Here is a 25,207-nt window from a genome sequence, read left to right as displayed (position 1 = left end):
TGTTCAGCTTGGCAGACCAGCTCTTTTTGGAGCGCAACATGGAGGGGGCTTCGAAGTTAGCACAGTAAGCACCAATGGAAAAAGCCGCTGATCCTTTCGAATCAACGGCTTATCAGAAATTTGGTGGTGATAGGTGGACTTGAACCACCGACCCCAGCATTATGAGTGCTGTGCTCTAACCAACTGAGCTATATCACCGAAAACGCTTTAAAACAAAATGGCTCGACTCGCGTGAGCCAAGCCATTCGTTTGCAATTCTGTGGTGGTGATAGGTGGACTTGAACCACCGACCCCAGCATTATGAGTGCTGTGCTCTAACCAGCTGAGCTATATCACCGAAACGAACGACATTATCCAAGGCGCGGCGCGCCCTGTCAAGGCTGTGAGCGACTAAGCGTTGGCCTTTGTGTCGGCACTGCTATTTTTGCAAGGCCTGCAGGCGCCCCAGCATCTCGCCTGCCGGGTCGGGACCGAGGAAGTCAACCACGATCCGCTCGGGCATCGCGCGCAGCCAGGTCAGCTGGCGCTTGGCAAGCTGGCGGGTGGCGATGATGCCCGCTTCGCGCAGGCCCGCGCGGTCGATCTTGCCGTCCAGGTATTCCCAGGCCTGGCGGTAGCCGACGCAGCGCATCGAGGGCAGGTTCGGCGTCAGGTCGCCGCGCGCGCGCAGGCGCGCCACTTCGGCCACGATGCCCTCGTCGTCCGAGTCGCCCAGCATCTGGTCGAAGCGCAGCGCGATGCGCTTGTGCAGCACGCTGCGGTCCGGCGTCTCGAGCGCGAACGAGACCAGCTCGAAAGGCAGCTCGGGTTTTGCGCGGCGCGCCAGCAGTTCCGACATCGGCTTGCCGGTAAGCTCGATGATCTCCAGCGCGCGGTTGATGCGCTGGGCGTCGGCGGGCGCCAGCCGCGCGGCGGTCGCCGGATCGAGCGCGGCGAGCTTGGCGTGCATGCCGGGCCAGCCGATGCGCGCGGCCTCCGCGTCGATCGCGGCGCGCACGCCGGCGTCGGCGGTGGGCAGGTCGTCCAGGCCCTCGGTCAGCCCTTTAAAATACATCATCGTGCCGCCGACCAGCAGCGGCAGGCTGCCGCGCGCCGTGATCTCGGCCACCAGGCGCAGCGTGTCGTTCCTGAACTGCATGACCGAGTACGCGTCGAGCGGGTCGATGATGTCGATCAGGTGGTGCGGCGCGCTCGCCAGTTCCTCGGATGTGGGTTTCGCCGTGCCGATGTCCATCTCGCGGTAGACCAGGGCGGAGTCGACCGAGACGATCTCCACCGGGCGCTCGCGCGCGATGCGCAGCGCGGCCGCCGTCTTGCCCGAGGCGGTCGGGCCCATGATCGCCACCGCCAGCGGCTTGGCGTTGTTGAGAGCCTGCGTCATTTATTGGCCGCGCAGGAAGAGTTTGTCGAGCGCGGCGATCTCGAGCTGGACCCAGGTCGGGCGGCCATGGTTGCACTGGTCGGCGCGTTCCGTGCCTTCCATCTGGCGCAGCAGGGCGTTCATCTCCGGGATGGTCAGGATGCGGTTGGCGCGCACCGCCGTGTGGCAGGCGAGGGTGCCGAGCAGTTCGTTGCGGCGCTCGATCAGCACGCGCGAACCACCGAATTCGCGCACGTCGCGCAGCACGTCGCGCGCCAGCGTCTGGGCGTCGGCATTGCGCAGCAGCGTCGGCACGGCGCGCACGGCCAGCGTGGTCGGCGACAGCGCGGCGATGTCGAAGCCGAGCGCCTTTAACGTCTCCTGGTGGTCGGTGGCGGTGGCCACTTCGACCGCGTCGGCGAAGAAGGTCACCGGGATCAGCATCGCCTGCACCTGCATGTCCTCGCCCTCGACCCGAGCGTCGAGCGCGTTCTTCAGCTGCTCGTACAGGATGCGCTCGTGCGCCGCGTGCATGTCGACCAGCACCAGGCCCCGGGTGTTCTGCGCCAGGATGTAGATGCCGTGCAGCTGGGCCAGGGCGAAGCCGAGCGGGAAGTCGTCGTTGGTCGGCGCGCTGGAGGTGGCGGGCATCGGCATGGCGGTGTTCGATGCGGCGGGGCGTTCGGCGCCGCCTGCGAACAGGGCGCCGTAGTTCGCGGTCGTCTGCGCCACGCCCTGGGTGGCCGGCGCATCCCAGCGGCTGCCCGCCGGGAAGGGAGACGGCGAGAAGGTCGAGGAGGACGCGTCCCTGAGCTGGGTGCTGAACGAAGTCTGCTCATGCGGGCGGCGCCAGTCCGAGGAAGACGAGGGCGCGATCTCGGCCGCCGTCAAGGGCGCCGGCACGCTGCCGTGCGCCGTGGCCGAGGTTTGCGCCAGCGCGCGCGACACCGCGTGGAATACGAACTGGTGCACCGCGCGGCTGTCGCGGAAGCGCACTTCGATCTTCGAGGGGTGCACGTTGACGTCGACCAGCGCCGGGTCGAGGTCGAGCGCCAGCACATAGGACGGGAAACGGTCGCCGTGCAGCACGTCCTGGTAGGCGGCGCGCACCGCGTGCACCAGCAGCTTGTCGCGCACGAAGCGCCCGTTCACGTAGAAGAACTGGCCGTCGGCGCGCGCCTTGGAGGCCGTCGGCAGGCCGGCATAACCGTGCAGGCGCAGCGGGCCGGCCGCTTCGTCGATGGGCAGGCGCGCCTCCGCGAAGTCGCTGCCGAGGATCTGGGCGCTGCGCTTGGCCATCTCGCACACGTTCCAGTGGTCGATGGTGCGGCCGTTGTGGGTCAGGCTGAACGACACGTCCGGACGCGCCAGCGCGATGCGGCGCACGACCTCGGCGCAATGGCCGTATTCGGTCTGCTCGCTTTTCAGGAACTTGCGGCGCGCCGGCGTGTTGAAGTACAGGTCCTGGACGTCGATGGTGGTGCCGAACGAACCGGAAGAGGGGGCGACCGTGCCCAGGTGCGAGCCGACGATTTCCCAGGCGTGCGGCGCGTCGGCGGTGCGCGAGGTGATCGACACCGCCGCCACCGAGGCGATCGAGGCCAGCGCTTCGCCGCGGAAGCCGAGCGTTGCCACGTTTTCGAGGTCGGTCAGCGAAGCGATCTTCGAGGTCGCATGGCGCGCCAGCGCCAGCGGCATCTGGTCCGGGGCGATGCCGCGGCCGTTGTCGGTGATCGCGATGCGCTTGACGCCGCCTTCTTCGAGGCGGACCGTGATCTGGGTCGCGCCCGCGTCGAGCGCGTTTTCCAGCAGCTCCTTGACGACGGCCGAGGGCCGCTCGACCACCTCGCCCGCGGCAATCTGCGAGATGAGCTGGTCGTTGAGTTGCTGGATGGGGCGGTGGGTAGGGACGGGCGCGTTCATATGAAGATTATACGCGCGGCCCATCCCGGCGGCACCGGGGTTTATTTTTGCTCGCGCACCGGAATCGGCGCATTGCACAGGTCGATATGACCGGCCGCGACCTTGGTCCACGGGCCGCCGCGGTTGCGCTGGGCTTCGACCACTTTCTGGTAGGTCGCGCTCTCGGTGCGCATCACCTCGAACCTGCTGCGCTCGGCTTCCGGTAGGTCGGCCGCCACCCGGAAGGCCTTGATGGGAATGCGCATCTCCGGCTTGTCGAAGAAGCCCATCGGCGCCGGGCCGCGCGGCACCGTCGACAGCAGCGGCATGCCGGAAACGACGCGCCCGACCACCGTGATATTGCGGTCGAGGTGGCGCGGTGACTGGCCGGTGACGACGTAGAGGGCGGTGCCGCCGCCGCTGTCGGACTCGTTGTCGCGGCCAACGCCGACCATCGCGTAGCAGTGCGCGAGCCAGGTCTCTCCCTTCTTCGGATCGCGCCCGACCGGGAAGCCGTTCGAATGGCCGACCTGCGGCGCGTAGCCGTCCACGTCCTTCAGGCGCGTGAACGCGGTGTCGTTCTTCAGCGGCACCGTGAACTCGGCCGGCAGCTTCATCTTCGCGTTCTTGACCGGGCGCGGGTTCGCCTCGTCCGGGTCGCCCCACTGGACGACGAAATTGTCCTGCGAGCGCAGGATGGCGAGGCCGTCGAAATAGCCTTCGCGCGCCAGCGCCTTGATGTTAACGGCGTGTTTGGGCGCGAAGCTGGGGGCGAGCTCGATCACGACGCGTCCGCCCGGGAGGTCCATGTACAGGGTGTTGTCGAGGTCGAGCGCGCGCCAGTCCGCCGCTTTCGATTCCTTGACGATGTCGCCCACGCTAGCCTTGGGCGGCAAGGGTTTCGGTTCCGCCGCGTGGGCGCTGCCGCCGGCCAGGGCCAGGATCACGCCCACTTGTACTGCGATGCTCGCTGCCTTCATCTCCACTCCTGATTGTTGTTATGAATGTTGTTTTGCTTGCCAATTGTAATCGGGAAAATCCCCGTTTTAGAAAACTGTGCGTTGTCTCAAAAACCGGCCATCGCCGTGCCGGGGCAGAAGCTAGGGACGAGGCACTGATGGTATGATTCGCTGTTACCGTTTAGGAAAATTATGGATCTGATGCAGTTGTTCGACATGCTTCTTCATGTCGACAAAACATTGCACATCTTGCTCGCGCAGTACGGCTTGTATGTCTATCTCGTGCTGTTTGCGATCGTGTTTTGCGAGACGGGCCTGGTGGTCCTGTTTTTCCTTCCCGGCGACATCCTCCTGTTCGTTGCCGGCGCCTTCTGCGCCACCGGCCAGATGAGCTATCCGCTGCTGATGGCCTTGCTGATCGTGGCGGCGGTCACCGGCAACACCCTGAATTACTACATCGGCGAAGCCGTCGGCCAGCGCATGTTCACCCACAATTACCAGTGGATCAACAAGGATGCGCTGCACCGCACCCACGACTTTTTCGAAAAGCATGGCGGCAAGACCATCGTGCTGGCGCGCTTCATCCCTGTCGTGCGCACCTTTGCCCCCTTCGTGGCCGGCGTCTCGGACATGACCCACTGGCGCTTCCAGTTGTTCAACGTGACCGGCGCCGCGCTCTGGGTGACCAGCTTAGTAACGGCTGGCTACTTCTTCGGCGATATTCCGATCGTGCGCGACCACTTGACCGCCATCGTGCTGATCGGCATCAGCGTGGTCCTGGTGCCGCTGGCCATCGGCGGCCTGGTCAAGTTCGGGCGCCGCATGCTCAGCCGCTGATAGCAGGCCGGCAACTCCCTTGTTCGATCGACAGCGCGCCGGCACGATTCGGCGCGTTTGTCCTTCGCGCGCTCAAGTTTCGCTACCGCCAGGTCGTTAATGCAGGGAGAGTCCACTTTTCCTGCCCCCATGCGTAACCTGATTGCCCTGTTCGCCAGCAGCCTGATCCTGCTTCATGCCGGCGCTGCCGAAGCGCCCGCCACCGCCAAGCCGACGCCGGACGCTGCGAAGAAAGCGGCCGACACCGCCAGGCTGGCGGCCGAGCTGTCGAAACCCGCCAGCGCCAAGGGCGGCGACAAGGCAGCGGCCATCGCCGCCGCGGCCGACAAGCAGCTGGCCGAGCAGCAGGCAGCCGAGAAAGCCGCCAAGGCCGCGTCCGGGACGCCGGCCAAGGCCAGCGCCGCGACCGCCGACCGTGTCGCCGCCGCCGTGTCGGGCGCCAGCGAGGATGAGGCCCAAGTCGACCTGGCCGAAAAGATCGCCGCCCGTTTGGCAGAGATGCGCGCCAAGCAGGCCGCGCGGATGGCCGCCGCAGCCAAGGCGAAAAAGGCGGCCGACGCACGCCGCAAGAAGCAGGCGGCCATTGCGGCCGCGCCCAAGATCAGCAACCACTGGGACTACGACGGCGAATTCGGCCCGGAGAACTGGGGCAAAATCAATCCGGCCTGGGCCCAGTGCGGCACGGGCAAGCGCCAGTCGCCGATCGACATCCGCGACGGCATGCAGGTCAACCTCGAGGAAATCGACTTCAACTACGGACCCTCGAGCTTCACCGAAATCGACAACGGCCACACGGTGCAGGTGAATGTCGGCAGCGGCAACTTCATCACGGTCGGGCCGGAGACTTACGAGCTGGTGCAGTTCCACTTCCACCGCCCGTCGGAAGAGCGCATCGACGGCAAGGGCACCGAGATGGTCGTGCACCTCGTGCACCGCGGCGCGGGCGGCAAGCTGGCCGTGGTCGCCGTGCTGCTCGAGCGCGGCAAGGGCAACGACACGATCCAGACCGTGTGGAACAACATCCCGCTCGAGAAGGGGCAGCTTGGTTCGCCCGGCCTGGAACTCGATCCGATCGAACTGCTGCCGCAGCGCCGCGCCTACTACACCTACATGGGCTCGCTGACCGAGCCGCCCTGCACCGAGAACGTGCTGTGGATGGTGATGAAGCAGCCGATGACGGCCTCGCCGGCGCAGATGGCGCTGTTCTCGCGGCTGTACCCCCTCAACGCGCGGCCGGTGCAGCCGGGCGGGGGAAGGATGATCAAGGAATCGAATTAAACAAAAAGCCGGCGATGCCGGCTTTTTTGTTGGGGGAGTGCGGTTGTAGGGTGGACGGGTTTCCCGTCCACGCGTTCAAGCGGCTCAACTGACGCGGTACTCGCCCCGCCACGCCTCGCCCGGCTGCAGCGCCGGCCCGTTCAACAAGGCCGGTTCGATGCACACGAAGCGCCGGTATTCTTCGTCCGCCATGTCCGCCAGGGCCGCGGCATCCTCGGCGCCCGGGTTCCATACGACCGCGTCCGTAAAACCTTCCTGCCTGAGCGTCAGCACGACGCCGCCGTCGACCAGCGCCAGGCGCGGCTCGACGCCTTCGTAGATGCGGTCGAACTTGTCGCTGATCGCCAGCTCCTCGGGCTCCACGCCCAGGATGCGCACGCGGGCGATGTCGTCGACCAGGTAATAGGTGTGCAGGGCCGCGGCGAAGGGGAAGGCGCCGGCGCCGGTGTTGCGCACCTCGAAGCTCATGGTCAGGTCGTTGGCGCGGATCGCGACCCGCAGCGACAGCGCAAAGCCGTGCGGCCAGGCCGCGGCATGTTCGGGTGCGAGGTCGGACGGGGCCAGCGCGAACACGGCGTAGGCCCAGCCGTCATCGATGCCGGAGTCCTCCACGCGCCAAGTGCTCACGCGCGCGAAGCCGTGGCGCATGCCTTCGCCGCGCGCGGCAAACTGGGGGAAGATCACGGGCACGCCGCCGCGGATGGCGCGGCTGCCGTCCAGGCTGGACTGCGCACTGCAGAACAGGCGTTCGCGTCCGTCGGCGCCTTGCCAGGAGATCAGGTGCGCGCCGTAGAGGGTGACGGTGGCTTGCGCGCCGTCGGGGGCGGTCAGGAGCAGGGCCGGCAACTGGCCGAAGGTGGTGGAAATGGCAGCGTCCATGTGGGGCATGTTGATGACATGTCATGAAGTCGGGCGGCTAGTATGCCATACCGCCTTGGCGCACCGTCAGGTCGTGCGGCTTTTCGCCATCGGCGGATTGGCCGAGAAATAGCGCTTGATGCCCTTGGTGATGGCGGCGGCCAGCTGGTCCTGGTAGCCGTCGTCCTTCAGCTTGGCTTCCTCTTCCGGATTCGAAATGAAGGCCGTCTCGACCAGGATGGAGGGGATGTCGGGCGCCTTCAGGACGGCAAACCCCGCCTGCTCGACGGCCGCCTTGTGCAGGCGATTGATGCCGCCGATCTCGCCCAATACCGCCTTGCCGAGTTTCAGGCTGTCGTTGATCTGGGCCGTGGTCGAGAGGTCGAACAGGACGCTGGCCAGCTGGCGGTCGTGCTTGGCGAGGTTGACGCCGCCGATCATGTCGGCCTTGTTCTGGTCGGTCGCGAGCCAGCGCGCAGCCGTCGAGCTGGCGCCTTTTTCCGACAGCACGAACACCGAGGAGCCGCGTGCGCGCGCTTCGATGAAGGCGTCCGCGTGGATCGAGACGAACAGGTCGGCCTCCACCTTGCGCGCCTTTTCCACGCGCTTGCCGAGCGGGACGAAATAGTCGCCGTCGCGGGTCAGCATCACGCGCGTGTTCGGCAGCGCTTCCAGGCGCGACTTGAGCTTTTTCGCCACCGCCAGCACGATGTCCTTTTCGCGCGTGCCGCTCGGGCCGATCGCGCCCGGGTCTTCGCCGCCGTGGCCGGGGTCGAGCGCGATGGTGACCATGCGCATGACGTTGTTGGCGGGGGCGGCCGGCTTCGGTGCAGGCGTGTTCGGCGCAGGCGCCGGCTGCACCGGGCGCGCCGGCGGGTTGCCGTTCATGATCGCGATTTCCGCTTCGAGGCGCGCGATCGGGTCGGGCGCCACCGGCTGGGCCGAGGGAACTGGTTCGGCCGGCACGGCGGTCGGGGTGCCGTCGCCCGGCGACCACTCTCCCTTTTCGATCAGGGCGGCGATCGGGTCGGCTTCGCGGATCGGATACAGGTCGAAAATCAGGCGGTGCTTGTATTCCGCCACCGGCGCCAGCGTGAAGACCTGCGGCTTGATTTCTTCCTTCAGGTCGAACACGAGGCGCACCACGTTCGGGCGGTTCTGGCCGACGCGCACCTGCTTGATGTAAGGGTCGTTCGACTCGATCTTCGCGACCAGGCTTTTCAGGGTGTCGTTCAGGGCCAGGCCGTCGATGTCGACCACCATGCGCGGCGGATCGGACAGCAGGAAATGGTCGGCCTTCAGGTTGGTGTCGTTTTCCAGCGTGACGCGGGTGTAGTCGTCCGCCGGCCACACGCGCACGGCCAGGATCTGCGCGGCGCTGGCCGGCAAGGGGGCGACCACCGAGAGCAGCAGCGTGCCGCCGGCTTTCAGTACGGTGCGGCGCGTAGAAGACGTCAGGCGGGGGGAGCGAAGGAGAGTCGGTCGAGGCATAGCAGACCCAATTGAGACAACGCCTGCAATTCTACATCACGGCCGTGGCCGCTGACCGAAAGCAACACACGTAAGTCGGGTGGCGGCAACACTGGTTCGCCTTTTTCCGGCCACTCGACGATGCAGACGTTCCTGCCATCGAAATCCTCGCGAAAGCCCGCGTCGAGGAATTCTTCCGGGCTGGACATGCGGTAGAGGTCGTAGTGGATGACGTTGACCGGCGCCCCGTCGAGCTGGACGCGATACGGTTCCGACAGGGTATAGGTCGGGCTTTTCACCGTGCCCTGGTGCCCGGCCGCGTGCAGCAGCGCCCGGGTGAGCGCAGTCTTGCCGGCGCCGAGGTCGCCGTGCAGGTAGACGACGAGGCCGGGCACGATGGCGCGCGCCAGGGCCGCGCCGAGTTGCAGGGTGGCCGATTCGTCTGGAAGGTAAGCTTTGAAGGACTGCATCAATTAGAATGTCATGTTTGGCGGCGCGCTCGCGCCGCGATTGTCACCGTTCACGCCGTATGTCCACACCCGTTCCCGACCTGCACGAATTGACGCGCGCCATCAAGGCATGGGGCGCGGAGCTGGGCTTTGCCGACGTGCGCATCGCCGACGTCAACCTGGCGCACGCCGAAGAGGGCCTGCGCGCCTGGCTAGCGGCGGGCCACCACGGCGAGATGGATTATATGGCAAGCCACGGCATGAAGCGCGCCCGGCCGGCCGAGCTGGTGCCGGGCACGGTGCGCGCCATCGTCGCGCGCATGGATTATCTGCCGCTCAAGCCCGACGCATCGGACGCCTGGCGCGAGCGCGAGCTGGCCCGCCAGCGCGAGCCCGGCGCGGCCGTGGTGTCGATGTACGCGCGTGGCCGCGACTATCACAAGGTGCTGCGCAACCGCCTGGCGCAACTGGCCGCGCGGGTCAAGGGCGAGATCGGCGACTACGGCTACCGGGTGTTCACCGATTCGGCGCCGGTGATGGAATTGCCGCTGGCGGAAAAGGCGGGCCTGGGCTGGCGCGGCAAGCACACGCTGCTGCTGTCGCGCGAAGCCGGCTCCACCTTTTTTATCGGCGAAATCCTGGTCGACCTGCCGCTCCCGGTCGATGCGCCGACGAGCGGCCACTGCGGCAATTGCAGCAACTGCATCGCCGCCTGCCCGACCGGCGCCATCCTCGGCCCCGGCCGGCTCGACGCGCGCCGCTGCATCTCCTACCTCACGATCGAGCTGAAGGGCAGCATTCCGGTCGACCTGCGGCCGCTGATCGGCAACCGCATCTACGGCTGCGACGACTGCCAGCTGGTGTGCCCGTGGAACAAGTTCGCGCAGCGCGCCAGCGTGCCGGATTTCGACGAGCGCAACGGCCTGGGCGATTCGAGCATGGTGGACTTGTTCGGGTGGAGCGAAGAAGAATTCAACCGCAGGATGGAAGGCAGTCCGATCCGCCGCATCGGCCACGAGCGCTGGCTGCGCAACCTGGCCATCGGCATGGGGAATAGTGCGGATGCGCGTCGGGGCGATCCCGCTATCGTGGCGGCCCTGCAGGCGCGCGCCGACCACCCGTCCGCACTGGTGCGCGAACACGTGGCATGGGCGCTGGCCCGACACGCTTCATAGCTCGATGCGTTTTGCGCGCATGGCGGACCAGTCGCCATCGATCGAAATCATTGCCACGGCAGTGATACCGTTTTCCTTTAGATAGGCATTGATCGAGTCACGATTGATATCGGTGGCCTTCGAGGCGGTCTGCTTCAGGTAGGCGATCCAGAGCGAGCCCTTGTCGCCCAGGCGTTCCTTGGCCGTCGGCAGGTATTGCTCGAGGTCCTTGCGATTCATGCAGAACATCATGATCACATCGAAAGGACCGTCGCCTTCCTGGATCAGTTGCTGCGGAAACTGCGACACGACCGTCGGGTGCACCCCGCCATTGATGATCAGCATGGATTTCGCGTTGCGCAAAAACATCCTGTCTGCAACTGTCTTTTCGTTCATGTGCTTTCCCTAAAGAAGTTGGCGAAGTTGTCGGCCATGGGCGCGCCGGCGGCAACGCGTTCAGCTTGATTTTACAAGCGATCCCCGAAACGGGCGGAGTTTGGGACGTCCTGTGCGCGGGGTTTTGCGACCGGAAGTTGTAGCTGGGCTGGGAAGGGCAGGCAACAGCCCCACATGCGCGGAAAACGGAAACGCTGGCTACTTCAGCAAGCCCGCCAGCTCCACCGCCGTCTTGACCTGCATCTTGTCGAAGATATGCGCCCGGTGCACCTCGACCGTGCGCATGCTGATCCCGAGCTCGTCCGCCACCACCTTGTTCATCTTGCCGGCCAGGATCAGGTCGAGCACTTCGCGTTCGCGGGCCGACAGCGTGGCCAGGCGCGCCTGTACCTGGGCGGCGCTGGCGGCGGCGCGCGAGGCTGCCAGGGCCTGGTCGACGCGGTCCATCAGGTCGTTGTCGTTGAAGGGTTTTTCGAAGAAGTCGAAGGCGCCGCGCTTGAGCGAGTCGACCGCCATCGGCACGTCGCCGTGGCCGGTGAGGAAAATGACGGGAAGCCGGGGCAGCAGGCCGCGGCCGATGAGCTGGTCGAACACGGCGATGCCGTTCATGTCGGGCATGCGCACGTCGAGCAGCACGCAGTCGCCTTCCGGGTCGGGCGCGCCGATGCTGTCGAGGAAGGCCTGGCCGCCCGCATAGCCGCGCGCGGGCAGGGCGCGCGATTGCGCCAGCCACGCGAGGGCGTCGCGGATCACGTCTTCGTCGTCGACGATATGCAGCATGCGGGTCTCCAGGTTCTTCTTGTCCGCGTCATTGTAGCTCGGCGGCCGCCGTGCTGGCGATGTCGGCACGCGGCAGGCTGAAAGTGAAGACGGTGCCGCCGCCCGGATTCGGCGCGTGCGTCAGGGTGCCGCCGTGAAACTCGATGGCCGTGCGGCAGATCGACAGGCCCATCCCCATGCCTTCCGCCTTGGTCGAGAAGAAGGGCGAGAAAAGGCGTTCGGCCACCTCGGGCGGGATGCCGTGGCCGTGGTCGATCACCGACACCGACACCTGGGCATCGTCGTGCGCGGCCGTGATGCGCAGGATGCGGTGCTCCGGCGGCGCCTCCGCCATCGCCTCGATGCCGTTGCGCGTCAGGTTCAGCAGGACCTGCTCGAGCAGCAGGCGGTCGGCCAGTACCGGCGGCAGGGCGGGCGGCAGCTGGATCTGCAGCGAGACCCAGGACTGGCGCGCCTGCAGCTCGATCAGGGCGCGCACCTCGTCGATCACGCTGGCGATCGCCACCGTCTCGCGCTTCGGCTCGCTCTTTTTCACGAACTCGTGCACGCTCTTGATGATCTGGCCGGCGCGCTGCGCCTGCTGGCGCGCCTGCTCCAGCGCGCGGCGCAGCAGGGTCGGTTCGAGCGGCGCGTCCTTGCTCGCCTTGTCCAGCACGTTCAGGGCGCCGGCCGTGTAGCTGGAAATGGCCGCCAGCGGCTGGTTCAGCTCGTGCGCCAGCATCGACGAGATTTCGCCCATGGTCGCCAGGCGCGCGCTCGTTTCCAGTTTTTCCTGCTGCTGGCGGTTGAGTTCCTCGGCCTTCTTGCGGTCGGTGATGTCGAGGATGGAACTCATCCAGCCGGTCTGCTTGCCGCGGCTGTCCACCAGCGGCGCTTCGAACACCAGCACCGGCACCCGCACCCCGTCCGAGCGCTGGAACACGGTCTCGAACTGGGGCGTGATGGTGCCGGCCAGCACCCCCGCGAAGCGTTCCTCGTACTCGCCCCGCACTTCCGGCGCCCAGTAGGGCATCGGCGGCATCCTGCCGACCAGTTCTTCCTGCGGCAGCCCGACGATTTCGCAGAAGGCCTTGTTGACATAGGTAACGCGGCCCTCGAGGTCGCGCGCGCGCAGCCCGGTGATCAGCGAGTTTTCCATCGCCGTGCGAAACGCCATCTGCTGGCGCAGCGCGGCCTCGGCCGCGAGCGTGCGCGAGATGTGGCGCCACAGCGCGAGCAGGCTCCACAGCAGTCCCAGCGCCAGCACGATCACCGAACCGACCAACAGGTTCGGCAGCAGGCGCGGCGCGCCCTTGACGCTGTCGGTGGCGAGCACGATCGAGGCGCCCGGCAGGTCGAGCGCGCGCCGGTGGGTGTAGACGCCGCGTCCGGGACCACCGGCGGCGCGCGCGGCGACCGGCTTGTCGCCGCGGTCGAGCAGGGTCAGGGCATTGTCCTGGGCGAACCACCAGGGGACGGCCTCGTCCAGCAGCGCATCGAGGTCGTAGGTGGCCTGCAGGGTGCCGGCATAGGCGCCGCCGCGGAACAGGGGCAGGTAATAGTCGACCAGGCCGGGGGAACCACGGGTGGCGCCATACGGCTCGGTGTAGCGGCCGGCGCGGGTCAGGCGCGCCATGTCGTGGGTCTCGAGGCCTTCCGCCTGCGCGTTGGCCACCGGCGGGTCGGTCCCGAACTGCGCCTGCACCGCGCCATCGGCGCCGAGCCACAGCACGCGGCGCAGTTCCGGCCCGTTCTTGAACATCTGGTTGAAGCGGGCCTGCAGCACCTCCGGCGCGGGCGGCTTGACGGCGAGGTCGGCGCCGAGCGCGGCCAGCGCTTCCTCGCTGCGCGCGAGTTCGAAGCGCAGCGTCTGCTCGACCCACAAGGTATCGGCAATCAATTGCTCCTGGCGCTCGTTGGCTTCCATCTGGCGCGCCTGCCACGGCAGCCAGAACAGCACGGCGAGGAACAGCAGCACCAGCAGCACCGGCACCAGCCAGCGCCATGGACGCGACAGGTTGGCGCGGCGGGGCAGTCTAAAAGGATTTTTCATGCGCGGCCGTGGAGGTTTTGTTGGACTGGTAGTATTGGGAAATTCGGGGCGACATTCCTCGCACGCTTCCAGGTAGCAGATACAGTAATCGATAACATGCAGAAGACAAACATGCGGCGGCTGGCCCTCATCGCCGGCCCGGCCCTGGCCCTTGGCCTGGCGCTGGGCACCAACGCGGCCCGCGCGCAGGCGCCGATCGTCATCAAGTTCAGCCACGTGGTCGCCACCGACACCCCGAAGGGCCAGGCCGCGATCCGCTTCAAGCAGCTGGCCGAACGGGCGACGCGCGGGCGGGTGAAAGTCGAAGTGTATCCGAACAGCCAGCTCTACAAGGACAAGGAAGAGCTGGAAGCCCTGCAGCTGGGCGCCGTGCAGATGCTGGCGCCCTCGCTGGCGAAGTTCGGCCCGCTCGGCGTGAAGGAATTCGAAGCCTTCGACCTGCCTTATATCTTTCCCTCGAAAGCCGCGCTGTATGCCGTCACCGAAGGCCGGATCGGCAGGCAGCTGCTGGAAAAGCTCGAGCCGAAGGGCATCACGGGCCTGGCCTACTGGGACAACGGCTTCAAGATCATGTCGGCCAACAAGCCGCTGCACCTGCCCGGCGACCTGCGCGGCCTGCGCATGCGCATCCAGTCCTCGACCGTGCTGGACGCGCAGATGCGCGCCCTCGGCGCCCGGCCGCAGGTGCTGGCTTTCTCCGAGGTGTACCAGGCGCTGCAGACGGGCCTGGTGGACGGGACCGAGAATCCGCCCTCGAACATGTACACCCAGAAGATGCACGAGGTGCAGCAGCACCTGACCGTGTCCAACCACGGCTACCTGGGCTATGCCGTCATCGTCAACAAGAAGTTCTGGGACGGGCTGCCGCGCGACATCCGGCGCCAACTCGAGGGTGCGATGGAGGAGGCGACCGCCTTCGAGAAAACCATCGCCCAGCGCGACAACGACCTGGCCCTGGAAGCGATCCGCAAGGCCGGCAAGACCGCCATCTACCATCCGACGCCGCAGGAGCAGGCGGCCTGGCGCCGTGCGCTGTTGCCGGTGCACCGGCAGATGGAAAACCGGATCGGCAAGGGCCTGATCGGGGCGATTGCGCGCGAGACGGCTGGGCGCTGAAACTGTTGCACGCGGTAGCGACCGGAAGTCCGGCTGTGGCGGCGAAACCTCGTCCATCGCGGTTTTTCATAAACCGTATATAAAAAGCTATTCTCCGTTGCTACAGTTGCGTTATGATTGGGCGCTGTCGGCACTGAAACAGTGCATGACGCCCGGACACACGCGAGTACAGGTCTTGGGGAGGGCACAACAATACGGTAGTCCATACCGGAGAATCATGAGAGGAGACTCACGTCTGACAGAAGTCGTTGGTACGCCAAACGACCGGGACGTGACCATGATTGAAGCGCACCTTTGGGTGCGCTTTTTTTTCGGCTGTGCCCGCCCTGCGAATCACCAGCATTGCCTCAGCGAAAAAGTTGGTAGACAGCGCGCCGCCGGAGTAAACTAAACCCATGACGACACAACAAGGCAGCGAGCTGTTTTCCGCCATCGTGGCGGCCCCCTTCGGCGCGATGGGTATCCGCACCGAAGGCGAGCGGGTGCGCGAGATGGTGTACCTGCAGCCCCGGTTCGAGGAAAAGGCGCCCGAGAACGCGGTCGCCGAACTGGCCGCGCGCCAGGTCGAGCATTACCTGCTCGATCCCGACTTCCGCTTCGACCTGCCGCTGTTCGAGACCGGCAGCGCCTTCCAGAAGCGGGTGTGGGGCGCGATCAGCGCCATCCCGCGCGGCTCGGTCCTCACCTATGGGCGGATCGCCAAGGAGATCGGCTCGGCGCCGCGCGCCGTCGGCCAGGCCTGCGGCGCCAACTGGTTCCCGCTCGTCATCCCCTGCCACCGCGTCACCGCCGCCGGCGGCCTGGGCGGTTTTTCCAACAACGACGACGAAAACGGCTTTCACCTGTCGGTGAAACGCTGGCTGCTGCGTCACGAAGGGGCCACCGCATCGCCATGGCAGCAACAGGCGATCTGGGACTGATCGACGAGTTCTGCGATACCCTGTGGCTGGAGCAGGGCCTGGCAAAGAATTCGCTCGACGCCTACCGGCGCGACATGCGCCTGTTCGCAGGCTGGCTCGAGGCCAAACGGCCAGGACGCGGCCTGCTCGGCGCCGCGCCGGAAGACCTGGCCGGCTATTTCGCCGAGCGCCATCCCGACACCAAGCCGAGCACCGCCAACCGGAGACTGTCGGTCCTCAAGCGCTTCTACGCGCTGGCGCTGCGCCGCAACGCGGTCAGCGAAGACCCCTGCCTCAAGATGGCCACCGCGCGCCAGCCGACCCGCTTCGTGCACACCCTCAGCGAGCAGCAGGTCGAGGCCTTGCTGGCCGCGCCCGACGTCTCCACGCCACTGGGCCTGCGCGAGCGCACCATGCTGGAACTCATGTATGCCAGCGGCTTGCGCGTGTCGGAACTGGTGGCCCTCAAGGTTGTCGAACTGAGCCTGAACGACGGCGTGCTGCGCATCACCGGCAAGGGCAGCAAGACACGCTTGGTGCCCTTCGGCGCCGAAGCACGCGGCTGGATGGAGCGTTACCTGAAGGATGCGCGCGGCATCATCCTCAACGGGCAGGTCGACGATGCGCTGTTCGTGACAGGCCGCGGCGGGCCGATGACGCGCCAGATGTTCTGGGTGCTCATCAAGAAGCATGCGGCGAAGGCCGGCATCAAGGGGCCGCTGTCGCCGCATACGCTGCGCCATGCGTTTGCCACCCACCTGCTGAACCATGGCGCTGACCTGCGCGTAGTGCAACTGCTCCTGGGACATTCGGACATTTCCACCACACAGATTTATACCCATGTTGCGCGCGAGCGCCTGAAGCACCTGCATGCGGCGCATCATCCACGTGGTTAATTCAAATTTTGAAAGCTTAACTGGGTCATAATAGCTCCCGCACCACTCCTATCAAGTCAGCGCACACGAGGTGATCATGGCCAAAACCAACTTCCAATACGAGAAGCGGCAACGGGAACTGGAAAAGAAGCGCAAGGCGGAAGAGAAAGCCAAGCGTAAAGCAGAAGCGAAGAACCATCCGGAGGGGGCAGGGGATGAAGCGGCAGAGGGGGGCGAGGCTGGGGTAGAGGCTGATGCCGATGCGCAGGAGACACAGGCGCAGTCGTAATTCGTAGGGGTCATTGAGGCCAGTGGCCTCAATGACGAGTTCACCGGACGGCTCCACCCCATACTGGGTATTAACGTAACACTTACGCCGTCCACGCGTTCAACCAGTCGATGCAAACCACTGCACGGTTCAGCCTCGGCCGGTTGAACGCGTGGACGGCGTTGACGTTTGTGTAATCCAAACGTTCGGGTGAAGCCGTCCACCCTACCTCATGCTCCTTCGTTACGCGCTTTCCTTCGCGATCACCGGCACGACATCGGCCACGTGCTCGTGCCCCTTCGCAAACCAGCGCCGGGCACGCTTGCCGAGATTGTCGAGGTAGCTGTACGCCACCGGCACCACGACCAGGGTCAGCAAGGTCGAGGTGATCACGCCGCCGATCACGGCGCGGCCCATCGGCGCCTGCGTCTCGCCGCCGTCGCCGGCGCCGATCGCCATCGGCAGCATGCCGAAGATCATCGCCAGCGTCGTCATCAGGATCGGGCGCAGGCGCACCTGGCCGGCTTCCAGGATGGCCGCGAACTGTCCCTTGCCCTCGCGCTGGCCGTGGTTGGCGAAGTCCACCAGCAGGATCGCGTTCTTCGTCACCAGGCCCATCAGCATCACGACCCCGATCACCGAGAACACGTTCAGGGTGCTGCCGGTCGCCAGCAGGGCCAGCAGCACGCCGATGAGCGACATCGGCAGCGACATCATGATCGCGATCGGCTGCAGGAAGCTGCCGAACTGCGAAGCCAGCACCAGGTAGATGAAGATGATCGCAATCACGATCGCCGAACCGAAGTTGGCCATGGTCTCGGCCATCTGCTGGGCGTCGCCGCCGACGTCGAAGCGCACGCCTTCCGGCAGCTCGATGGAATCCATCGCCTTCTTGATGTCGCCGTTGACGTCGCCCGACGGCCGGCCTTCGACACCGGCGTAGATCGCCACGCGCCGCTCGAGCGCCTGGCGCTTGAGCACCTGCGGGCTGTACGAGGGCACGAACTCGACCACCTGGCGCAGCGGCACCATGATCGGGTTGCCGCTCGCATCGACACGCGAAGAAGCCAGCGACAGGTCGGCCAGGTCCGCCACCTTCTGGCGGCCGCTCCTCGGCAGCTGCACGTTGACTTCGTAGTTCTGCCCGTCCGGCGCCAGCCAGTGGCTGATCTGGTCGCCGCCGACGAACGGACGCAGCGCCGCGCCCACCTGCGCCACCGACAGGCCCAGGTCGCTGGCCAGCTCGTTGTTGATCTTGATGACGGTGGCCGGGTTCGCGCCTTCCTGGCTGTACTCGATGTCGGCCACACCTTTGATCGCACGCATCTTGTCCATCAGCTTGTGCGCGGCGGCGTCGAGCTTGGCTTCGTCGCGTCCCAGGATCGCGATGAAGATCGGCTTGTTCCCGACCGACATCGTGATGCCGGCGATCGAGGACAGGCGCTGGCGGATCACCGATTCCATCTCTTCCTGCGACCGGCGCCCCGTCTTCTTCACGTCGGTCAGCTTCAGCACGACCTGAGCGCTGTTGTGGCCTTCGTAGACGCCGATGGCGCTGCTGATGGCGTCGATCTCCTTGAACTCGCGCAGCGCTTCCTCGACCTGCTTCACCTTGCCGTCGGTGTAGGCCAGGCTCGAGCCGACCGGGGTTTTAAAACGCATCTCGATGAAGCCGTTGTCGGTCTTCGGCGCGAACTCGCCGCCGATCATCGGGATCAGGAACAGGCTGCCGACGAAGATGCCCAGCGCCAGCGCCAGGGTAGCCTTCCTCCAGCGCAGGGCCAGCGCCAGCACGCGGCCGTACAGCACGTGCACGTGTTCGATGCCGACCTCGATCTTCGCCATCAGGCGGCCCAGCCACGGTACATATTTGAAACGGTCCTGGACCGGGTCCGGCCAGACCGAGGACAGCATCGGGTCGAGCGTGAAGCTGACGAACAGCGACACCAGCACCGCCACGGCGACGGTGACGCCGAACTGCAGGAAGAAGCGGCCGATGATGCCGTCCATGAAGGCGATCGGCACGAACACGGCGACGATCGCGAAGGTGGTCGCCATCACGGCGAGACCGATCTCGTTGGTGCCTTCCTCGGCGGCGCGCAGGTGGCTCTTGCCCATGCCGAGGTGGCGCACGATGTTCTCGCGCACCACGATCGCGTCGTCGATCAGGAGGCCGATGCACAGGGAGAGGGCCATCAGGGTCAGGAAGTTCAGCGTGAAGCCGAAGTAGCGCATCGCGATGAAGGAGGCCAGCACCGAGATCGGCAGCGTCAGGCCGGTGATGACCGTGCTGCGCCAGGAGTGCAGGAACAGGAACACGATCACCATGGTCAGGATCGCGCCTTCGATGATGGTGCGCTTGACGTTGTCGAGCTGGTGCTGGACGGTGGTGGACTGGTCGTCCATCACGCGGAAGTGCACGTCGGCCGGCATAGTCTTGCGCAGCTCTTCGACCATCTTGATGATGCCGGTGCCGACCTGCACCGTGTTCGCATCCTGGACCTTGGTGATGTCGAGCGAAATGGCGCGCACGCCGTTGACGCGCGAGATCGAGGTCTCCTCGCGCTCGCCGTCCACGACGTCGGCCACCTGCGACAGGTAGACCGGGCCGCTGGCGCGGCGCGCCACGATGATGTTGTTGAACTCGCGCGCTTCCTTCATCTTGCCTTCGACCCGCACCAGGCGCTCGGCCGCGCCGTACTGCAGATTACCGGCCGGGAGATTGGCGTTGGTGGCCTGGATCGCGCGCAGCACTTCGTCGATGCCGATGTTCTGGCTGCGCAGCTGCTCGGGTTTGACGTGCACCAGGATCTGGCGCCGCGCCACGCCGCCGGTGCGCACCTCGCCCACGCCGGCCACGCTCTGCAGGCGCTTGACGATGACCTGTTCGGCCAGCGTCGACAGCGCGCGCATGTCGCGTTCCGTCGAGGTGACCGACAGGCGCACGATCGGCTGCTGGTTCTCGCCGTCGGCGCGGATCACGAACGGTTCCTTGACCTCCTTCGGGAAGGCCGGGCGCACGCGCGCCACCTTGTCGCGCAGGTCCTGCATCGCCTTGTCCATGTTGGTGGCGATGTGGAACTCGATCGAGACGCCGCTGCGGCCTTCCCAGGAATTACTGCGGATGTTCTTGATGCCGCTGACCGTGTTGATGGCTTCTTCCATCGGCCGCGTGACGTCGTTCTCGACCTGCTCCGGGGAGGCGCCCGGATACTGGGTCTCGACCCAGGCGAAGGGGATCTCGACGTTCGGCATGCTCTCCACGCCCAGGGAGCGGTAGGAGAACAGGCCGAGCACCATCAGGCCGACCATGACCATGGTCGCGAAAACGGGGTGGCGAATGCTGACTTTGGTGATCCACATGGCGTCAGCCTTTCTTCGCAGGGGAAGAAGAAGCGGTCGCTGCGACCGGCGCCGAGGCGCCGGTTTTCGCTCCGGCCAGCTTCACCTGCGTACCCGGCTTGACGCCGTCGAGCGGCACCGCCAGCAGCACGGCGCCGGCTTCGACGCCGCCCGTGACTTCGGCCAGTCCCTCATCCTCGTTGCGCATGCCCAGCTCGACCGGCTGCGCCACCACCTTGCCGCCGTCGACGCGGTAGACCACGTCGCGCGCGCCATCCTTGCGCAGCGCGGCCAGCGGCACGATCGGGCGCGCGCCCGATTTGTCGGTGGTGATCTGGCCTTTCGCGAACATGCCTGCGCGCAGCAGGTTGTCGGTATTGGCCACGCTGATATACACCAGCATCGAGCGCGAGCCCGCTTCGGCGGCCGGGTTGATGCGCGCCACCTTGCCCGAAAATTCGCGGGCGTCGAAACCGTCGACGCGGAAGCGCACGTCCTGGCCGACCTGCACGCGCGGGATGTCGGACGCCGGCACCTGGGCGTCGAGCGTCAGGTGCTGCAGGTCGACGATGGCCATCACCGGGCTGTCCGGCGACAGCTTCTCGCCGGCCTGCACGAAGCGCTTGCTGACCACGCCGGAAAGCGGCGCGCGGATCTGCGTGTCGTTCAGGGCGATGCGCGCCAGGTCGAGCTGGGCGCGCGCCGCATCGACCGCCGCCTGGGCCAGCTCGACGCTGTTGCGGGTGGTGTCGAAGGAATTCTGCGAGATGTAGTTCTGCTTGAGCAGGGCCTGGCTGTTGGCTTCGTTCTTGGTGGCCAGGGCCAGGCGCGCGTTGGCTTCCTTGAGCATGGCCGACTGCTGGGCGACCCGGGCGCGGGCGTCGGCATCGTCCAGGCGCGCGATGACCTGGCCGGCGCTGACGGTCATGCCTTCGCGCACGCTCGTTTCCAGCACCACGCCCGAGACCTTCGATTTGACGGTGGCCTGCGCCAGCGGCGCGAGCGAGCCCGACAGCGGCAGGCGCAGCGCCAGTTCGCGCGCTTCGACCGTCACCACGTCGTTCTGCGCCAGCTCGAACACGGTCGGCTTGTCCGCTTTCTTGGCGGCCGCCGGCGGAGGCGCCGCCTGCTTGCCCTGCCATGCATACCAGCCGCCGCCGGCCAGGGCCGCCAGCACCAGCGCAATGACCGGTTTGCGCCAGCGGCGCCGGGTGGAAAGAGGGGACGCTTGAGTCAGTGGCAAGGTTTCGATTTTCATGGCGGCCGTTGTTTGAATTGTTAAGAGCACAAGAAAAGAAGTGCAGGGAGGAGCGAATTGGGGGCGCGCGTGCTCCGTCTTCTGGTGATCCGGAGCTCCGTGCGCATGGCGGGAACTATAGAAATTGACAAGCCCGGACGCCATCGGAATGCGATAAGCAGGCGTTTGTGGACGCTGAAGTGCAGAAAAAGCGGACAGGACGCCGTCGCGGCGTGCGCAATTTATGCGCCTGCGATACGTTTGCGTACGCGCAAATATGAACAGATTGGCGCCGTCAAGAATGGATCGATCCGGGCGCGCCGGCGCTATCGTTTCACTTGAGAACAGGATTGCTTGTGAGTAGCGAACTGCCCGTACCGCCCCTGTCCGCGATTCCCGGCGGGCCGGCGCGCGAAGTGCTCGACTGGCTGTACCGCTTCGTCGCCGCCATCGAGCTCAGCCCTGCGGTGGCCGTGCACAGCCAGGACCGCAACGGCATCGTTCGCTTCTGGAACCACGCCTGTGCCGAGCTTCTCGGCATTCCCGCAGGCGAGGCCCTCGGCCGCCCGTTTACGAGCCTCGTGAAGCACCTGGGCGAGGAGCGTGAATTCGAGGACGCGATCGCCTCGGTCTGGCGCACCGGCCAGGCCGTCAACGGCCATGACTGGCACGTCGAGCTGCGCGACGGGCGCCGCCTGTGGCTGCATTCGAGCCATTTTCCGGTGCCGGGCGAGGGCGAGGCGCGCCAGGTCTTCTGCATGGAGGTCGACGTCACCGCGCGCAAGGTGCTCGAAGCATCGCTGCGCCAGGCCAGCCAGGTGTTCGACCATGCGCGCGACGGCATCCTGCTGGTCGACCGCGAGCACCGCGTGCTGGCGGCCAACCGCGCCTACACCGAGTTGACCGGCTACGCGCCGGACGAAGTCGTCGGCGCCTTGCTGCCGAGCCTGCGGCTGGGCGTGCAGGACCGCGCCTTGTGCGACCGCCTGCGCGACCATCTCGACGGCCACGGCCATTGGGAAGGCGAGCTGTGGGGAGCCCGGCGCGACGGCAGCGCCATTCCCGTGCGCGCGGCACTGTCGGGCATCAAGGATGGGAATGGGGTGCTGACCAGCTACATGGTGATGCTGTCCGACATCAGCGAGCGCCGCCGCGCCGTCGAACAGGCGCGCCACCAGGCCGAGCACGATGCGCTGACCGGCTTGCCGAACCGCATCCTGTTCATGGACCGGCTCGAGCAGGCGCTGGCCGCGTTCACCCGCCAGGGCCGCCAGTTCGCCATCATGTTCATCGACCTCGACCATTTCAAGACGATCAACGACAACCATGGCCACGAGACCGGCGACGCCGTGCTGCAGGAGCTGGCGAACCGGCTGCGGCGTTGCGTGCGCCGGGTCGATACGGTCAGCCGCCTGGGCGGGGACGAATTTGTCGTGCTGCTGGCCGACATCGGCGGCGTCGACCAGGCGGCCCATGTCGCCCACGTGGCCAGGGCCGTGCTGCAGGCGGTGGCGCGGCCGGTGGCGGCGGGCGGCGGGCAGCTGAACATGTCGGTATCGATCGGCGTCGCCATCTGCCCGGGCGACGGAAGCGACCCGAAAACCCTGTTGCGCCATGCCGATGTGGCGATGTACCACGCCAAGGAAAACGGACGCAATGCCTTCCATTTCTTCAGCCAGGCCATGAATGCGCGCGTGCAGGAGCGCATCGAGATGGAAGGGCGGCTGCGGCGTGCGCTGGAGCAGGGCGAATTCGAACTCGACTACCAGCCCGAAATCGACGTGCAAAGCGGCCGCACGGTTGCCTTCGAGGCGCTGCTGCGCTGGCGCGACCCCGAGCGCGGGCGCCTGCTGCCGGAGGCCTTTATCGCCGCTGCCGACGAGTCCGGCCTGATCGTGCCGATCGGCGAATGGGTGCTGCGCGAAGCCTGCCAGCAGGCGCGCCGCTGGCGCGACGCCGGCTTTCCGGTGGTGGTGGCGGTCAACCTGTCGAACGTCCAGTTCAACCACGACAAACTGCTCGGCTACGTGGATGCAGCCTTGCAGGCGTCCGGCCTGGCGCCGGAATTCCTCGACCTGGAGATCACGGAAAAAACCATCATGGGCGGCAATGCCGCCACGCTCGCCACCCTCGACACGCTGCGCCAGCGCGGCGTGCAGCTGACCGTCGACGACTTCGGCACCGGCTTTTCCAGCCTGGCCAGCCTGCGCCGCTTCCCGCTGTCGAAACTGAAGATCGACCGCAGTTTCGTGGACGACATCGTGAACGCGCCGGATGGGGCGCCGATGATCCCGGCGATCATCGCATTGGCGCGCAGCCTGAAGCTGCGGGTGGCCGCGGAGGGCGTGGAAACGGAAGAGCAGCTGCGCTACCTGGCGCAGCACGGGTGCGACGAATACCAGGGTTTTTATGTGAACACGAAAGACACCGATGCGGGTGGGCCGCCGCCCGCGCCGGCACCCCCTGAAAATTCATCCCCTACAGCCCCGCCTCCATGAGGCCGTGTCCCTCGTCGTAGAGGCGGATGCGGGCCAGCACTTGCCCGTGGTCGGACGCTTCCGGCAGCTCGAGGTCGAGGTGGTCGTTCAGGTAGAGCACGTCGACGACTTCGCCGATCGCGTTCGGCAGCGCGCCGTTGAATTCTTCCGATACCAGGATGTGGTCGATGGTCGAGTAATGGCCTTCGTGCACGCTCGAAAAGCCGAGGTGGCGCGCATGGTCGACCCGGCGCTGCACCTGGCTGGCGTCATACAGGCGGTCGCCGAGCGGCGTGCCGGCGCCGAGCACGATGCTGGTCGTCACCGAATCGGCGACGTCGTTGAAGTCGCCCAGCACCACACGCGGGCGCCGGTTGGCGCGGCCCATTTCGGTGAGCAGCACGCGCAGGGCGGCCGCTTCGGTGCCGCGCCGGATCAGCGAGCGCAGACAGGCCAGCGCGTACAGGGCAGGGTCTTCTCCGGTGTCGCCGGTGCGGTAGTCGGGGCGGCGCGATTTCAGATGCACCACGACCACGTCGACGAGGACGTCGGGCGACACGGTGACGACGGCGTGCAGCGGCGCCCGGGTGAAGCGGGCGGCGTCGCGGCTGCCGCTGGGGAGCTCGATCCCGCGCGGGAACTCGAGCATCGGCTCGGCCGGCCCGGAGAGGGGCAGGCGCGACACCAGGGCCACGCTCGGCGTCAGGCGCATCGCGGCAGGGTCCGGATCGAAGCCGAGGTGGAAGGCTTCGCGGTAGCGTTGCGTACGCGCCAGCACCTCTTTTAACGTTGCCTGCGAGAAGATCTCCTGGAAGCCGATCACGTCCGCGTCGAGCAGGTCGAGCTGGTGCGCCGTCCAGTTCAGCTTGGCCTCGTATTCGGCCTCGGTGGTCGGCAGCAGGTTGTCGTACAGCTTCACGCCCGGGGGCGCCAGGTTGCATACGTTAAAGGTGGCAAAGCGTATTTCTTGCTGCATAATAGAAACCCTTTATTCCAGTGTTTAGCGTATCACGCATGGCCAAGAAAGAGCACGTGTCCGAGACACCCGCCACCGGGTTCCTGCGCAAGGAAGGAGTGGCTTTTTCCGAGCATCCCTATCCCTACGAAGAACATGGCGGCACAGCCGTTTCCTCGCGCGCACTCGGCGTGCCCGAACACGAGGTCGTCAAGACCCTGGTGATGCAGGACGAAGCGGCCAAGCCCCTGATCGTGCTGATGCATGGCGACTGCAAGGTGTCGACCAAGGAACTGGCGCGCCAGATCGGCTGCAAGAAGGTCGAGCCCTGCAAGCCGGAGGTGGCCCAGCGCCATTCGGGCTACCTGGTGGGCGGCACCTCGCCCTTCGGCACGCGCAAGGCGATGCCGGTGTACGTCGAGGAATCGATCCTCGACGTCGAGAAGATCTATATCAACGGCGGCCGGCGCGGCTACCTGGTCGGCATCGCACCTGGCGTGCTGGTCGAGGTGCTCGGCGCCAAACCGGTGCAGTGCGCCCTGGACGACTGATGATCGTCGGCT

The 25,207-nt window shown here is 66.3% G+C and carries 21 protein-coding genes and 2 tRNA genes; 9 read left to right on the top strand and 14 right to left on the bottom strand.

The window, feature by feature from the left end; translation table 11 throughout:
- Positions 1 to 121 precede the first annotated feature (121 nt).
- The 5 genes from ACWCIA_RS10280 to ACWCIA_RS10260 form a co-directional block, all read right to left on the bottom strand.
- Positions 122 to 198: transfer RNA gene (locus tag ACWCIA_RS10280), tRNA-Met, on the bottom strand.
- Positions 199 to 260: 62 nt separating this feature from the next.
- Positions 261 to 337 (bottom strand) — tRNA-Met (locus tag ACWCIA_RS10275).
- 81 nt (positions 338 to 418) lie between these two features.
- A complete protein-coding gene (gene miaA, locus ACWCIA_RS10270; protein WP_454162961.1) occupies positions 419 to 1,381 on the bottom strand; it encodes a tRNA (adenosine(37)-N6)-dimethylallyltransferase MiaA in 963 nt (320 codons plus the stop codon).
- Complete coding sequence (gene mutL / locus ACWCIA_RS10265) at positions 1,382 to 3,283, bottom strand: DNA mismatch repair endonuclease MutL (RefSeq protein WP_454162959.1); 1,902 nt, start codon at positions 3,281 to 3,283, stop codon at positions 1,382 to 1,384.
- 41 nt (positions 3,284 to 3,324) lie between these two features.
- A complete protein-coding gene (locus ACWCIA_RS10260) occupies positions 3,325 to 4,242 on the bottom strand; it encodes a peptidylprolyl isomerase (RefSeq protein ID WP_454162957.1) in 918 nt (305 codons plus the stop codon).
- 171 nt (positions 4,243 to 4,413) lie between these two features.
- Here ACWCIA_RS10260 and ACWCIA_RS10255 point away from each other — a divergent pair, with 171 nt between their 5' ends.
- Both ACWCIA_RS10255 and ACWCIA_RS10250 read left to right on the top strand, forming a co-directional pair.
- Positions 4,414 to 5,058 (top strand): VTT domain-containing protein, encoded by a 645-nt coding sequence (locus tag ACWCIA_RS10255; RefSeq protein ID WP_454162955.1) that lies wholly within the window; start codon positions 4,414 to 4,416, stop codon positions 5,056 to 5,058.
- Positions 5,059 to 5,187: 129 nt separating this feature from the next.
- The gene (locus ACWCIA_RS10250) at positions 5,188 to 6,336 is read left to right on the top strand and encodes a carbonic anhydrase (protein ID WP_454162953.1); all 1,149 of its coding nucleotides are present in this window, start codon (positions 5,188 to 5,190) and stop codon (positions 6,334 to 6,336) included.
- Between the two features lie 84 nt (positions 6,337 to 6,420).
- On the opposite strand, the gene ACWCIA_RS10245 is transcribed toward ACWCIA_RS10250, so the two are convergent.
- From ACWCIA_RS10245 to tsaE, 3 genes are read right to left on the bottom strand one after another with little or no spacing between them, the layout of a single operon-like run.
- Positions 6,421 to 7,224, bottom strand: coding sequence for an aldose epimerase family protein (locus ACWCIA_RS10245; RefSeq protein ID WP_454162951.1), 804 nt, complete (start codon positions 7,222 to 7,224; stop codon positions 6,421 to 6,423).
- A 57-nt stretch (positions 7,225 to 7,281) separates the two neighbouring features.
- The gene (locus ACWCIA_RS10240) at positions 7,282 to 8,685 is read right to left on the bottom strand and encodes an N-acetylmuramoyl-L-alanine amidase (protein WP_454162949.1); all 1,404 of its coding nucleotides are present in this window, start codon (positions 8,683 to 8,685) and stop codon (positions 7,282 to 7,284) included.
- Positions 8,649 to 9,134 (bottom strand): tRNA (adenosine(37)-N6)-threonylcarbamoyltransferase complex ATPase subunit type 1 TsaE, encoded by a 486-nt coding sequence (tsaE, locus tag ACWCIA_RS10235; RefSeq protein WP_454162947.1) that lies wholly within the window; start codon positions 9,132 to 9,134, stop codon positions 8,649 to 8,651. Before tsaE ends, ACWCIA_RS10240 begins: the two co-directional genes overlap by 37 nt.
- A 59-nt stretch (positions 9,135 to 9,193) precedes the next feature.
- Here tsaE and queG point away from each other — a divergent pair, with 59 nt between their 5' ends.
- A complete protein-coding gene (gene queG / locus ACWCIA_RS10230) occupies positions 9,194 to 10,288 on the top strand; it encodes a tRNA epoxyqueuosine(34) reductase QueG (RefSeq protein ID WP_454162945.1) in 1,095 nt (364 codons plus the stop codon).
- On the opposite strand, the gene ACWCIA_RS10225 is transcribed toward queG, so the two are convergent.
- The 3 genes from ACWCIA_RS10225 to ACWCIA_RS10215 all read right to left on the bottom strand — a co-directional run bounded on the left by ACWCIA_RS10225 (position 10,283) and on the right by ACWCIA_RS10215 (position 13,475).
- Positions 10,283 to 10,663 (bottom strand): DUF3052 family protein, encoded by a 381-nt coding sequence (locus ACWCIA_RS10225; protein WP_454162943.1) that lies wholly within the window; start codon positions 10,661 to 10,663, stop codon positions 10,283 to 10,285. The genes queG and ACWCIA_RS10225 overlap by 6 nt on opposite strands.
- 198 nt (positions 10,664 to 10,861) lie before the next feature.
- Complete coding sequence (locus tag ACWCIA_RS10220; protein ID WP_454162941.1) at positions 10,862 to 11,443, bottom strand: response regulator transcription factor; 582 nt, start codon at positions 11,441 to 11,443, stop codon at positions 10,862 to 10,864.
- Between the two features lie 28 nt (positions 11,444 to 11,471).
- Positions 11,472 to 13,475 (bottom strand): sensor histidine kinase, encoded by a 2,004-nt coding sequence (locus ACWCIA_RS10215; RefSeq protein ID WP_454162939.1) that lies wholly within the window; start codon positions 13,473 to 13,475, stop codon positions 11,472 to 11,474.
- Positions 13,476 to 13,586: 111 nt separating this feature from the next.
- Here ACWCIA_RS10215 and ACWCIA_RS10210 point away from each other — a divergent pair, with 111 nt between their 5' ends.
- The 4 genes from ACWCIA_RS10210 (at position 13,587) to ACWCIA_RS10195 (ending at position 16,654) form a co-directional block, all read left to right on the top strand.
- A complete protein-coding gene (locus tag ACWCIA_RS10210; protein WP_454163281.1) occupies positions 13,587 to 14,591 on the top strand; it encodes a TRAP transporter substrate-binding protein in 1,005 nt (334 codons plus the stop codon).
- A gap of 395 nt (positions 14,592 to 14,986) precedes the next feature.
- Positions 14,987 to 15,511, top strand: a complete 525-nt coding sequence (locus tag ACWCIA_RS10205; protein ID WP_454162937.1) for a methylated-DNA--[protein]-cysteine S-methyltransferase — start codon at positions 14,987 to 14,989, stop codon at positions 15,509 to 15,511.
- Entirely contained in the window at positions 15,484 to 16,386 is a 903-nt protein-coding gene (gene xerD, locus ACWCIA_RS10200; protein ID WP_454162936.1) for a site-specific tyrosine recombinase XerD, read from the top strand. Before ACWCIA_RS10205 ends, xerD begins: the two co-directional genes overlap by 28 nt.
- A 76-nt stretch (positions 16,387 to 16,462) precedes the next feature.
- Complete coding sequence (locus ACWCIA_RS10195) at positions 16,463 to 16,654, top strand: hypothetical protein (protein WP_454162934.1); 192 nt, start codon at positions 16,463 to 16,465, stop codon at positions 16,652 to 16,654.
- A gap of 222 nt (positions 16,655 to 16,876) precedes the next feature.
- Here the strand turns inward: ACWCIA_RS10195 and ACWCIA_RS10190 are convergent, their stop codons facing one another.
- Both ACWCIA_RS10190 and ACWCIA_RS10185 read right to left on the bottom strand, forming a co-directional pair.
- Complete coding sequence (locus ACWCIA_RS10190; RefSeq protein ID WP_454162933.1) at positions 16,877 to 19,996, bottom strand: efflux RND transporter permease subunit; 3,120 nt, start codon at positions 19,994 to 19,996, stop codon at positions 16,877 to 16,879.
- A 4-nt stretch (positions 19,997 to 20,000) separates the two neighbouring features.
- Positions 20,001 to 21,218: an efflux RND transporter periplasmic adaptor subunit gene (locus ACWCIA_RS10185; protein WP_454162932.1), complete on the bottom strand. Its 1,218-nt coding sequence runs from the start codon at positions 21,216 to 21,218 to the stop codon at positions 20,001 to 20,003.
- Positions 21,219 to 21,568: 350 nt separating this feature from the next.
- Here ACWCIA_RS10185 and ACWCIA_RS10180 point away from each other — a divergent pair, with 350 nt between their 5' ends.
- Positions 21,569 to 23,710, top strand: coding sequence for a putative bifunctional diguanylate cyclase/phosphodiesterase (locus tag ACWCIA_RS10180; RefSeq protein WP_454162931.1), 2,142 nt, complete (start codon positions 21,569 to 21,571; stop codon positions 23,708 to 23,710).
- On the opposite strand, the gene ACWCIA_RS10175 is transcribed toward ACWCIA_RS10180, so the two are convergent.
- Positions 23,691 to 24,665 (bottom strand): endonuclease/exonuclease/phosphatase family protein, encoded by a 975-nt coding sequence (locus tag ACWCIA_RS10175; protein WP_454162929.1) that lies wholly within the window; start codon positions 24,663 to 24,665, stop codon positions 23,691 to 23,693. The genes ACWCIA_RS10180 and ACWCIA_RS10175 overlap by 20 nt on opposite strands.
- 38 nt (positions 24,666 to 24,703) lie before the next feature.
- Here ACWCIA_RS10175 and ybaK point away from each other — a divergent pair, with 38 nt between their 5' ends.
- Positions 24,704 to 25,195: a Cys-tRNA(Pro) deacylase gene (gene ybaK, locus ACWCIA_RS10170; protein ID WP_454162927.1), complete on the top strand. Its 492-nt coding sequence runs from the start codon at positions 24,704 to 24,706 to the stop codon at positions 25,193 to 25,195.
- Positions 25,196 to 25,207 lie beyond the last annotated feature (12 nt).

The sequence above is a fragment of the Massilia sp. SYSU DXS3249 genome, from assembly GCF_053668055.1.
Note: the sequence above shows the minus strand (reverse complement) of the source record. Positions and strands in the feature narration are given on the sequence as shown.